This is a genomic window from Micromonospora sp. NPDC003816, from assembly GCF_042874705.1.
GTDB lineage: Bacteria > Actinomycetota > Actinomycetes > Mycobacteriales > Micromonosporaceae > Micromonospora.
In genome coordinates this window covers 1-12,063 of the sequence record NZ_JBIANP010000022.1, presented here as the reverse complement: position 1 = coordinate 12,063, position 12,063 = coordinate 1, and the positions used below count along the sequence as shown (strand labels likewise).

The following is a 12,063-nucleotide window of genomic DNA, read 5'->3' as shown; positions in this document are numbered from 1 at the left end:
GTCATACCCCCGTCGCGGTGAGGACGGCGACGACCACCGGCTGTGGCTCGCCGGTCAGACGGACCGGGCCGGTGGCCACCGTGACCCGGCCGCTGCGCACCAGCACCCACTCGCCGTCGCCGCCGGCCACAGTGAGCGGGGCGTCCACCGGCAGCCCCGCCTTGACCAGGCACTCCTTGGCGCACCAGACCCGGGTGGCGGCGACGTCGGCGTCCTCGCCGAGGTCGGCGGCGATCTGCCCGGCCAGCCCGGCGTGCCGGCCGAGCAGGTCGGCCCACACCTCGGCGGGCCGGGGCCGGACCACCTCCAGGTCGCAGGCGAGCGGCCCGGCGCCGGCCACCAGCAGGCTGGCGACCTCGCTGTGGGCGGCGGAGACGTGCCGGCCGTTGACCTCCTCGGGCCGCCCGTCAGGCCGGTACCGCAGCCGCACAGACCGTCCCACCGCCCGTCCGACGGCGACGGTGGTGACCTCCCGGCGCGCTCCGCCGGTCCGGTCCGGACGCGGTTCCACCACCACCGCCAGGTCGGCGTCGAGCAGCCGGCCCAGCCGCCGCTCCAGCGCCGGTCCGAGCAGCGCCGGCGGCCACGGCAGGGCGGCCGGGCGGTGGCGCACCGCGCGCAGGCGCAGACCGAGCCAGCGTTCCACCACCGTCCCGGCCGCGCCGAGGACTGTCACGTCGTACCGGTAGGTGTCGTCGCGGTGCTCCCGCTCCACCGCCACGAAGCGGACCTGCTCGGTGGCGGCGAGCTTCGGCCCGGCCGGCTCCACGCGGTCCACCGCGACCGGCAGCAGCGTCGCGTCCGGGACGCAGACCTGGATGCCGTGCAGGAAGGCGTCCCGCGCGCCCGCGTCGCCGAGCAGCAACCGCTGCGGCAGGAACGCGTGGAACCAGCGCAGGTCCTCGGTGGTGGCGACGTCCGCCTCGGCCCGCCGGGACGCGACGCGGTGGTAGCGCACCAGCCGGCGGAACCGGTCGCCCTGGAAGAGCAGGTCACCGTAGAGGTGCCGGCCCGGATCCAGCGGCACCGGCGGCAGCCCGCTGGTCACGCCCGGCGCCTCCCGGTCGCTCTCGTCTGGCTCGAAGCGGACGGTGCCCCTGAAGTGGTCGACCGCGAAGCCCGTCTCGTCGCTGCGGATCGCCACTTCCACCACGCCCGCCTCGGCCTGCACCGCGGCGATCCGGACGGTGACGCGCCCGCCGCGGGCCACCACCACGGGCCGGGGGAAGCTGACCCCGGTCAGCACCGGCACGCCGGTGGCGCCGGCGAGCGCGGTGGCCACCTGCGCCATCGACTCCATGCCGAGCACCGCGGGCAGTAGGAGGTTGCCGTCCAGGTCGTGCTCGGCGAGGTACGGGTCGCTCTCGGCCGACAGGTCCGCCTCGACCACCAGCTCCACGCCGTCGTACTGCACCAGCGGGCGTTCCAGGAAGCGCAGCAGCGGCAGTTCCCGCCGCTCGTGGCGCAGCGTGTCCAGCCCGTCGGTGCGGCCGGTGACCACCACCAAGGCGGGCAGCCGGGGCAGCGCCAGCACCTGGCGCAGCAGGCGGACGCCCTCGTCCGGTGGGATCGGGGTGATGCCGGCCCGCAGCAGCGACTCGACAGCGGAGAGCCGTTCACCCATGCCGACGCCGGACCAGACCGACCACTCCAGACAAACCGTGCGGCATCCGGGAGAACGCCGCCCGGCCTCGGCGGTAAGCCGGGCCAGCCAGTTGTTCGCCAGCGCGTAGTGCGCCTCCCCGGGCAGGCCGCCGCGCCCGATCACGCTGCCGAACGTCACCAGCAGCCGCAACTCGTCCGGCTCGACCGCGGCGAGGACGTGCGCCAGGCCGTCCACCTTCGGCGCGAGCGTGGCGCGCAGGGTGTCCAGGTCCAGCGCGCCGAGGGCGGCCGGCCGGTTGACCCCGGCGCCGTGCAGGACCCCGGCGACCGGACCCAGGTGCTCGCGCACGTACGCCACGGCGGCGCGTACCGCCTCCGGGTCGGTGACGTCGGCGCGTACGTACCGTAGGCGTACCCCGGCCTCCCGCATCCGGGTCAGGTTCGCGGCCAGCTCCGGGTCCGCGGCCGGGTCGGCCCGGCCGAGCAGGGCCAGCCGCGCCCCGGTATCCCGGGCCAGGGCGAGCGCGCACTCGGCGGTGATGCCCTTCCCGCCGCCGGTCACCAGCAGGACGTCGTCCGGCCGCAGCGGCGGATCGGCCGGACCCTGGCGCGCCGGGCCGGGCGGCGGCAGCGGCCGCAACAGGGGAACCCGTCGCCCGCCGTCCGGGCCGAGGTGCGACTCGGCGTACCCGTCGGTGGCCGCCACCTCGCGCACCACCCGGTCCACCAGGTCGCCGTCGGGGGCCGCCTCGACCAGCGTCACGTGCAGGCCCGCGCCCTCCAGTCGGGCGGTTCGGGCCAGCCCGGCTACGCCCCGGCCGTGCTGGACTACCACCAGGCGGCTGCCCGGCGGTTGCGCCACCGCCGCCTGGATGGCGCGCAACGCGAGGTCCAGGTCCACCTCCTCGCCCGGGCAGAGCAGCACGCCGCCGCCGACGCCCGCACCGGTGAGCGCGTCGCGCAGCGCCTCCGCGTACGGGTGCCCGGCCGGCGCGTACAGCCGCCAGCCACCCGGGCCGCCAGGACCGGCGGCGACCCGCTCCACCGGTTCCTCGACCAGCTCGACGGTGAAGCCGCGCACCCACGGGGCGACGCCGTCCACCCGGTGCTCGGCCGGCGGGGCGGCCGGGTCCAACTCGCGCAGCGCGTCGGCGATCTCCCGCAGCGTCGCGGTGGCGAAGTTCGTCGGCGCCTGTACCGCCGGCAGGCCCAGTTCCCGGGCGGCCTCGTTCACCAGCTGCCCCACCGCGATCGAGCTGAGGTGCAGGCCGTCGAGCAGCCGGGTGTCCGCGCCGACGCTCTCGGCCGGCAGCTCCGCGCGGGACGCGGCCAGCCGGCGCAGCACGGCCAGCGGATCGGCCGCCGGTCCGCCGCCCGCCGGGGCCGCCTCGTCGCCGGTCGCCTGTCGCCCGGCGTCACCGGGCGCCGGTCGGCCCGCAGCCTCCGGGGAGGCTCCGGCGGGGGACGCCACCACCACAGCGGGCGCGGCCTCGCACGGGTTGGCGAAGAAGCGCCGCCGCACGGCCAGGTCGAGCGGACGGATCGGACGGTCACTGACCAGGGCGGCGTGGTCGACGGGCGCGCCCAGCGTCCAGAGCGCGCCGACAGCGCCGAGGAACCCGGCGAGCGTCGGCGCGTCCGTGCCGGTGGCGAACACCGGCACGTCGACCAGTTCCCGGGCCATTCGGGTGAGCACCTGGCCGGGACCGACCTCGACCAGCGCGTCCACCCGTCGGCCGGCTTCGGTGACCGCCGCGGCGAAGCGCACCGGCTCGGTGATCTGCCGGCGCAGCAGCGCCGCCAGGTCGGTGCCGGAGGTCAGCTCCGCGCCGGTGACCGTGGAGACCACCGGCAGGCGCGGCGGGGCCAGGCGGACCCCTTCCAGCCAGTCGCCGAACTCGCGGGCGGCCGACGCCATCAGCGGGGAGTGGAACGCGTGCGAGACGGCCAGGTGTGCCCCGTGCGCACCGGCCTCGGTGGCCCGCTCGCACACCCGCCGGACCGCGTCGGACGGGCCGGCGACCACCGTCTGCCGGGGCCCGTTGTAGCCGGCCACGACCACCGGTTCGGCGCCGATTAGCCGGGCGGTGACGGTGTCGTCGGCGGCGATGCCGGCCATGGTCCCCGGTTCCCGGCAGCCGGCCATGACCGCGCCGCGCGCCGCGGCGATCCGCAGCAGCGCCTCCGCGTCGACGGTGCCGGCCCAGTGCAGCGCGGTGATCTCGCCGAGGCTGTGCCCGACCGCCACTCGTGCCTCGACTCCCAGTTCGGTGAGCACCCGCAGACCGGCCAGGGAACCCGCGGCGATGCGCGGCTGGGCCACCTCGGTGGCCACGGGGTCCGCGTCGGCGGGCAGTGCCGCCAGGCGATGCACCTCGGCGGCGGCCGGGAAGCGCCGAGCCAGCGCGCCGCCGTCGACGCTGCGGCCGGAGCCCTGACCGGGGAAGAGGAACCCGAGCCGGGCCGGCCGCAACGTGCGCCGTAACGCCAGCCCGTCGGCGAACAACTCCTCCTCGCCCCGGTCGAGCGCCGCCAGGGCACGCTCGAACCGGTCCACGGCCTCGGCGGGGGAGGCGGCGACCACCGCCAGCCGCATCGGCCGGCCGCATACCTCACTGGCCAGGGCACCGGCCAGGTCGGTCAGCTCGCCGTACGACAGCCGGGCCAGCGGATCCAGCAGCGCGGCCACCCGTTCCCGTAGCGCCACCGGGTCGGCCGCGTCGAGCAGCAGCAGCTCGGCGTCCTGGGTGTGCCGGGCCAGCCGCAGCTGCTTCCGCCGGACACGTTCCGGCACGGCGGACGGGCCGGCCTCCAGCACCAGGTGGGTGTTGATCCCGCCGAAGCCCATCGCGGTGATCCCGGCGCGCAGCGGCGCACCGTCCGGCCACGGCTCGGCCACCGGCGCAGCGCGCAGTGTACGGTCCGCGGCGGTCAGCTCCGGGCGGGGACGGGCGCACCCGGCGGTGGGCGGGACGATGGCGTGCCGCAACGCCATCGTCGCCTTGATCAGCCCGGCCACCCCGGCGGCGGCCTTGGTGTGCCCGATGAGCGCCTTGATCGAGCCGATGGCGGCCGGAGCGGTGGCCCCGGCGTCGCGCCGGGCGGCGGAGAGGGCCCGCAGCTCGGTGGCGTCGCCGACGGCGGTGCCGGTACCGTGCCCCTCGAAGAGGGGGACCGTGCCGATGCCGAAGCCGGCCCGGTGGTATGCCCGGTCCAGCGCCAGCCGGTAGCCCTGCGCCTCGGGCCGGGTCATGCCGCCGCGCCCGTCCGAGGAGACGCCCCAGCCGGCGATCGTCGCGTGCACGACGCGCCCCTGCGCCACCGCGTCGTCGTGGCGCATCAGCACGACCATGCCGCAGCCCTCGCCCGGCCAGAAGCCCTGCGACCGCTCGTCGTACACCCGCATCTCGTCGCGGGCCAGCGCGCCGGCCTTGGCGAAGCCGACCATCTCGAACGGGTCGATGGACAGGTCCACCCCGCCCGCTACCGCCACGTCGAGCTCGCCGTCGGCCAGGGCTCGCGCGGCGGTGACCACAGACAGCAGGCTGGAGGCGCAGGCGGCGTCCACTGTCCAGCCGCCACCGCCGAGGTCGAAGTGGTTGCAGATCCGCCCGGCGATGGTGTTCGAGAGGCCACCGGCGAGCGTGTCCTCGTCGATCGGCGGGAACGGGCTCTTGTACCGCTCCTCGGTCACCGCCAGGAACTCCGCGATCCGCCGGTCGGGCCACCCCTGCTCCCGCAGCCCGGCGGCCAGCACCCGGCGCACGTACGGCCAGCGCAGCCGCAGCACGTTAGCGCGGGAGAACTCGCCGGTGAGGGTGTTGCCGACCACCACGGCGGTACGGTCCCGGGGCAGCCCGGCGCCGTCCGGCCAGCCGGCGTCGGCGAGCGCCTCGCCGGCCACGTCCAGCGCCAGCCAGTGGGTGAGGTCGGTGGAACGGTAGGTGCTGCCGGCGATCCGGTGCCGGATCCGGTCGAACGTGTACCCCTCGATGACGGCGGCGTGCCGGTTGTAGAACCGGTCCGGGGTGGCCGGGTCGGCGTCCCAGTAGTCCTCCAGGCTCATCCGCTCCGGCGGCAGCCGGCGGAATGCGCGGCGTCCGCTGAGGGCGTTGCGCCACAGGTCGGCCACCGAGTCGGCTTCCGGGTAGCGGCAGCTCATGCCGACGACCGCGATTCTGCTCATGTCGTCACTCCTGGGGTTGTGCGATTCGCGGATCAGGCGGGCACGGGCCGCTTGCCGTTGTCCGCGGGAACGGGACCGGCGGTGGCCGGTGTCCCGGGCGTTGCGAGCGAGACGGGGTGGTCCCGCTCGCGGCGCCACTGCTCGCGGCGCGAGGCGTGCAGCGACCAGAGGAAACTGCCGCGGACCAGGCAGACGATCGCGGTGGCGAAGAAGAGTCCGTACGTCACCGAGGCGCCGGTCAGCACGCCGTACACCAGCGCCACGCCGCCACCGAACGCGAACTGGGCGGCGGGCCGGCTCGGTGTGGTGCCCGGATCGGTGATCATGTAGTTGGTGAACAGGACGAACGCGGTGCCGGTCATGGTGGCCAGCGCGGCCGCGATCGACGTGTCCAGCACCAGACCGCGGACCACCGACTGCACCACGAAGATCGACAGCCAGCCGGCGATCAGCCACATCCTGCGGGTGAGCTTCGCGTTGAGCATCGTGCCCAGGACGAGGATCACGGCCACGATCGCCCAGTCGGCGGGGCCGGAGAGATTCTCGGTGAAGTGGTACGGCGGCGCGATGGAAACCCACGGGAACAGCAGCAGCACGATCGCGATGCCGAAGTTCGACGGGTTCATGAAGTGCCGCAGCCGCCCGTTGACCGGTGCCCGCAGCAGCCACTTGCCGCTGATCGCCACCAGCACGGCGAAGAGCATCACCAGCAGCCGATCGTTGGTGTAGAGCAGCATGTTCACCGCCAGCGCGGTGATGTGCGCGGGGAAGAGGAACTCGACCAGGTTGCGCACGCCGCCGGCGTACCGGGGGGCGCGGCCCTCACCCCGGGCACCCACCGCCTCCAGCAGCAGCTCGGCGGCGTACGCGGTGAGCACGGCGTACACCGGCCAGAGCGCGGGCTGCTCGAAGCCGAGGACCGTGTAGCCGAGGACGTTGAGGACGCTGATCGAGATCGCGAATCGGCGCAGCGCTGTCACTCGGGGGTCGCGTGGCTTCGTCATGAACTCGCCTCCTGTGCCTGGGTGCCGAGGGTGAGCGCGTGCCGGCCGGGGGTGAGCGTCACCGTCTGCGCGCGGGGCGCGCCGGTGCGGTCCCGCCAGGCCAGGTCGACCTGGACCGGCCCGGTGACGTCGCCGAGGCCGATGTGCACCTCGAAGCCGCGCCGGCCGGAGTGGCCGCTGCCGCCGTCGACCCGGCCGCGCAGTACACGGCCGTCTTCAGTGCGGACGGTGACGTCCGCGCCGATCACCGGGGAACCCGTGACGGCGTCGCCGGCCGGCGGCCGGTTCAGCTTCAGGGACAGTTGCGATCCGGTGCCGGGGCTGTCGTTGCGGTAGAACACCGGCGCGTCCCACTGCCGGGCCACCGCCATGTCCAGACGGCCGTCGCCGTCGGCGTCGCCGAGCGCGATGCCCCGGGTCGGGATCGGCACCGCCAGGCCGAGCTGGCCGGCGATGTCGGCGTAGGCGCCGCCGGGCATCCGCGCGTGCAGGCGCAGCGGCTGGCTGCCGGCGAGGTCGTCGCCCTCCCGGACCCGTGGCCACGTCCAGGGGTGCTCCAGCAGTGTGTCGTTGGCGGTGGCCAGCTCCTGGAGCTGCGCCCACCGGTTCACCTCGCCCTTGACGAAGCCGCTGGTCTGCACGATGTCGGGCCGGCCGCTGTTGGTCAGGTCGGCGATCTTGACGTCCCAGCTCCAGCCGCTCCAGGCGAGGTTGAGCGGGGCGCTGCGGTCGACGAACGGCGCCCGCCCGTCGGCGAGTCGCTGCCGCAGGTCGTCGGTGTCGCGGGCCTGGTTGACGAAGGCGAAGTTGCTCTCCTGGATGCCGAACGAGGTGGTGATGTTGCCGACGTACATGTCGTAGAGGCCGTCGCCGTCCAGGTCGCCGACGTCCACGCCCATGCCCTTGAAGGAGTCGTGTCCGAGGATCTTCGACTTGGGCACCGTGAGCCGGCTGCCCTCGCCCTCGACGAGGGCCAGCCGTACCCGGCCCGGCGTGGAGCGGTTGTGCAGCAGCCGGTCGGGGCCGAAGTCGTTCGCCACGTACAGCTCGGGCAGCAGGTCGCCGTCGAGGTCGGTGGCGGTCGACGCGAGGGCCCAGCCGCGGGAGACGTCGTCGTCGAACAGGTCCGGCACGTCGGCGAAGGTGACGGTGCCGGCGGTCGCGCCGGTCCAGCGCAGGATGTGGTCGCGCCCGCCGTTGTATGCGGCCGACATGGACCGGTTCATCGCCACGCCGCCGCTGACCGTGTGGTCGAGCACCGGGCCGTCGGGAAAGTAGTTGCCGACGAACACGTCCTCGTGACCGTCGCCGTCGAAGTCCGCCACGCTCACCGTGTTGGTGTTCCATAGCGGCCCGGTGTACCCGCCGTCGGCGGCGGCGGGCCGGGGAACCATCTCGACCGGCTGGAACGCTGCCGCGGACAGGCCGGTGGCGTCCGGGCGGGCCAGGAAGATCACCGGCGTCCGGCCCCACCAGTAGACCAGCAGGTCGGTGCGGCCGTCCTCGTTGAAGTCGCCGGGCGCGCAGCCCATCGGCGCCATGTGCGGCCCCATCGGCAGCGGCGCCGGGTCGAGCACGAACGGTTGGTACCGCTCCTGGCGCTCCCCGGGCGTCGGGGTGACCACCACCCGGTCGATCCGTGGGTCGGTGACGCAGAGATCGTTGGCCAGGCCGTCGCCGTCGATGTCGTTCATGGCGACCCCGGCGCCCACCGAGGAGATCCACGCGTCGATGTGCGTGTACTCCTTGTTGACCCGGCGGATGCTCTGCTGCGGCAGGCCACCCGGGATCGCGATGGACAGCGGCGTGAACCGGTAGCCCGCTGCCACCCGTCGCCGTTCCTCGTCGGTAGCAGTGGCCGGCTTGGCGATCAGGAACAGGCCGACGATCAGCAGCAGGGCGGTCAGCCCGGCGAGATGACGTCGGCCCCAACCCAGGATCATGGACACCCGGTCAGCACCTCCCCAGCAGAACGAGATGGTCGGCGATCCGCTGACGCCACACCGCGAAGGCGGGCAGCGACGCCGAGTCGGTCAGATCGGTCAGGGCGGCATCGGTGATCGCGGCGGCCTGCTCGATGCTGGTCACGCAGAACGCGCCGACCGCGACAGCGGTGTGTGTCGGCACGTGTCCGGCCCGCATCCGGGCCTTGGCCGCGAACGCGGCGCCCTGGCCGAGCGCCGCCCGGTGCTCGCCGGCCGCCTCCCGCAGCGTTCGCAGTTCCGTCAGATCGGCGCCGCCGGCGTAGCTGGCGGCCAGGCCGACCCCGCTCCACAGGTCGGAGTGCCGGTCGGCGGGGAACCTGTGAAGCAGTCGGACCAGTTCGGCCGGGTCGGCGCCGGCGCCGAACCACAGAGCCCGGCCGATGCCCTGGTCCATCGCGTGCGGCGCGTAGTGCCGCAGCTCCGCCGGCCAGATGTGCGCCGGGTCGCGGTGCTGTTCGTGGACGTACCGGCCGGTGTGGAAGTAGGCCTGGTGGAAGCCGTAGCCGTCGAGGGCGAGCCAACGCAGCAGCGGGTCGGGCGGAAGGATCGCCGGCCGGCGCCAGCGGGGCAGCCGGGCCATGGCCCAGCCGACGCCCACGTGGGCCATGTAGACGTGCGCGGCGCCGCGCCCGGCCAGGAAGCGGGCCAGACCCCGGCCGCCGCCCGGTCGCAGACCGTCCATCAGGGCGTACGCCATCGCGGCGCCCTCGTAGGCGAAGCCGCGCAGCGGCGCCACCCGGCGTTCCAGCAGTTCCTCGGCGGCCCCGGGCGAGGGGGCCCCGGCGGCGTCACCGAAACCGCCTATGAAACTCTGCCCGGCGCTTTCCAGGGCCTGCCGCGTGGCGTCGTTCTTGATATGGAAGCCGCGTATATCGAACAACGCCTCGCGCTCATCAGGAGTCAGGATTCGTTGTCGCAGAGCCAACAATGTTCGGGCCATGGCAAGTCCAATTCGCCGTGGGTGTACGCACGCGGATCCTGCTCGCCTGCAAAGAAGCTCTTCGATTGGTGGGTCCGCTCTTCCAATACTCGCGGAACGCCTCGGCAACTGTCTTCTCGCAGGTTGCTGTGTTGCCTCAGGGGGCCGCTCATGCCTGCCCGGCGGACGCGTGAAGCCGGTCGCGTGCAGGCCGGGAAGCTGGTCCCGTGCCGGCTCCGGCCAACGCGCATCGACCCTCGCCAGGGGTACCGGAGCAGCCAGTGGGCCGCAAATCAAGACTCGCTCAAGAGCCACACAGCACTATTGGTCACGGTTTCCGGGTAGCGATGGAGGGGTCATGGGGCAGTTTTCAGGTGCCGACTGCAAGGAACATGACGGCCGGAATGCCGCCATTGTCCGAGTGATTGAGCACATGAATAGAGAGCTCAGCAGGCCGTTGCCGCTGGAAACACTGGCGCGCCTCGCCCCGTTTAGCCCATTCTATTTCCATCGCGTGTTCAAGCAGGCTACCTCGATGACACCGGCACGTTTCCTGGCGGCACTGCGGATGGCTGAGGCGCGCCGGCTGCTGCTGCGTTCCTCGCTCACCGTCACGGCGATCAGCGCCCAGGTCGGATACTCCAGCGTCGGCACGTTCACCACCCAGTTCCGGCGCTGGGTGAGCCTGCCCCCGGAGCGGTTCCGCCAGCTCGCCCGGCAGTTGGCGGGCGTGCCGGTGGCGGCGCTGCTGCCGGTGATTCGGAGCCGCGCGATTGTCGCCGGCCAGGGGCCCCGGGCGCTGATGCACCTCGACACCGTGGACCTGCCGGGACTGCTGCTCGCCGTGGTGGCACCCCACGGCGGGGGACGCAACGAATGGTGGACGGCCGCGCCGCGCCCACTGCCGGCCGCGTTGCCCGCCACCGTGCCGCCGGGCGAGCACTGCGCCCGGGTGCTGCTGCTGCGCCCGGACCGGGACACCACCTCGGCGCTCGTCGACGGCACGCCGGACAGTTTCCTGATCGGTGACGCGGATCTGCGGATACCGGCCGAGGCGGGCGGCGCCCAGCCCACCCTGCCCGCCGCGCGGTCCACGCTCACGGTGCCGGTGCGGCAGGTGCGGGTCACCGATCCGCCGTTGCTCTCGGCCACGCCGTTGCGCTGGCTGCTGGGCGTGTCGCAGGCCGGCTGGCGGGGCCGGACGCCGGTGACGGCCGAGCGGCGTTCGCTCCGAACCGCCTGATGGCCGCGCCGGGGGCCGGGCCGGCCCCGAAGATCGAGCTGCACGTCCACTTCGAAGGCACGGTACGGCCGGAGACGCTTCTGGTCATCGCCCGGCGCAACGGTGAGCGGCTGCCTGCGAAGACGGTCGAGGGTCTGCGTCAGCTCTACGAGTTCACCGACTTCGACCACTTTGTCCGGACCTGGGTGTTGACCACCAACTGCCTGCGTACGGCCGACGACTTCCGGCGCGTCGTGGTGGCGTACGCAGCCGAGGCGGCCACGCACGGCGCTGTCTACCTGGAGGGCATCTTCTCGCCGGCCGAGCGGGTGCGCCGGGGCGTCGGCTGGGCGGACATCTTCGAGGGGTACGCCGACGGCGCTGTCGAGGCGTACGAGCGGCACGGCGTACGGGTGTTGTTGACGCCCGACGTGGATCGTGAGCTGGCGCCGGCCGACGCGGAGGAGTGTGCCCGCCAGGCCGTGCGGTTCCGGGACCGGGGCGTGGTCGGGTTCGGTCTGGGCGGGCCGGAGCTGGCCGCGCCGGCGAAGACGTTCGCCCGGGCGGTGGCGATCGCGCGCGACGGCGGTCTGGCGTTCGTCCCGCACGGCGGCGAGGCGGGCGGCCCGGATTCGGTACGCGACCTTCTGGAGCTGGCGCCGGCCCGGATCCGGCACGGCATCCGGGCCGGCGAGGACGACGACCTGCTCGCCGAGCTGCGGGACCGGGGTGTGGTGTTGGACGTGTGCCCTACATCGAACCTGCGGACCCGGGTGGTGGAGTCCGAGGCGACGCATCCGTTGCCCCGCCTCGTCGCCGCAGGCCTGCGCTGCTCGGTCGGCACCGACGACCCGGCCATGTTCGGTACCGATCTGGGCCGTGAGCACGAGTTGGCGGCGCGTCTCGGGCTCGGGCCTGAGCGGGCGTACGCCGCCGGGGTGGCCGGGGCGCTCTGTGACGACGCGACGCGTGATCATCTGGTGGCGGTGGGTCGGCGGGCCTACTGCTGAGCCGTCGACACCGGCTTGCCTGCTCGGAAGACGAGTGTGGACTTGTCGATGTCGTTCGGGTCGCCCTCGCAGTCGACCACCACGATCTGACCGGGGGTCAGCTCGTTGAACAGGATCCGCTCGGACAGGTTG

The 12,063-nt window shown here is 73.9% G+C and carries 6 protein-coding genes; 2 read left to right on the top strand and 4 right to left on the bottom strand.

The annotated features are described in order from the left end of the window. Position 1 precedes the first annotated feature (1 nt). Genes ACFYTT_RS30670 through ACFYTT_RS30655 form a run of 4 tightly spaced genes read right to left on the bottom strand, consistent with a single transcriptional unit; the run spans position 2 to position 9,720 of the window. Positions 2-5,791: an SDR family NAD(P)-dependent oxidoreductase gene (locus ACFYTT_RS30670; RefSeq protein WP_387264451.1), complete on the bottom strand. Its 5,790-nt coding sequence runs from the start codon at positions 5,789-5,791 to the stop codon at positions 2-4. A gap of 32 nt (positions 5,792-5,823) precedes the next feature. Continuing rightward, positions 5,824-6,795, bottom strand: coding sequence for an enediyne biosynthesis protein (locus tag ACFYTT_RS30665; RefSeq protein ID WP_387264449.1), 972 nt, complete (start codon positions 6,793-6,795; stop codon positions 5,824-5,826). After that, on the bottom strand, positions 6,792-8,744 hold the full coding sequence (locus ACFYTT_RS30660; RefSeq protein ID WP_387264447.1) for an FG-GAP repeat domain-containing protein: 1,953 nt from the start codon (positions 8,742-8,744) through the stop codon (positions 6,792-6,794). Before ACFYTT_RS30660 ends, ACFYTT_RS30665 begins: the two co-directional genes overlap by 4 nt. 4 nt (positions 8,745-8,748) lie before the next feature. Then, positions 8,749-9,720 (bottom strand): DUF1702 family protein, encoded by a 972-nt coding sequence (locus tag ACFYTT_RS30655; RefSeq protein WP_387264445.1) that lies wholly within the window; start codon positions 9,718-9,720, stop codon positions 8,749-8,751. Between the two features lie 412 nt (positions 9,721-10,132). On the opposite strand from ACFYTT_RS30655, the gene ACFYTT_RS30650 reads away from it, so the two are divergent. Beyond that, a complete protein-coding gene (locus tag ACFYTT_RS30650) occupies positions 10,133-10,942 on the top strand; it encodes a helix-turn-helix transcriptional regulator (RefSeq protein ID WP_387264443.1) in 810 nt (269 codons plus the stop codon). Continuing rightward, positions 10,942-11,931 (top strand): adenosine deaminase, encoded by a 990-nt coding sequence (gene add / locus ACFYTT_RS30645; protein WP_387264441.1) that lies wholly within the window; start codon positions 10,942-10,944, stop codon positions 11,929-11,931. Before ACFYTT_RS30650 ends, add begins: the two co-directional genes overlap by 1 nt. The last annotated feature ends 132 nt before the right edge of the window (positions 11,932-12,063 follow it).

What these genes read in the sequence shown, in the direction of transcription:
- add (WP_387264441.1), top strand. Translation starts at nt 10,942, where the DNA reads ATGGCCGCGCCGGGGGCCGGGCCGGCCCCGAAGATCGAGCTGCACGTC.
- ACFYTT_RS30670 (WP_387264451.1), bottom strand. Translation starts at nt 5,791, where the DNA reads ATGAGCAGAATCGCGGTCGTCGGCATGAGCTGCCGCTACCCGGAAGCC.
- ACFYTT_RS30665 (WP_387264449.1), bottom strand. Translation starts at nt 6,795, where the DNA reads ATGACGAAGCCACGCGACCCCCGAGTGACAGCGCTGCGCCGATTCGCG.
- ACFYTT_RS30650 (WP_387264443.1), top strand. Translation starts at nt 10,133, where the DNA reads ATGAATAGAGAGCTCAGCAGGCCGTTGCCGCTGGAAACACTGGCGCGC.
- ACFYTT_RS30655 (WP_387264445.1), bottom strand. Translation starts at nt 9,720, where the DNA reads ATGGCCCGAACATTGTTGGCTCTGCGACAACGAATCCTGACTCCTGAT.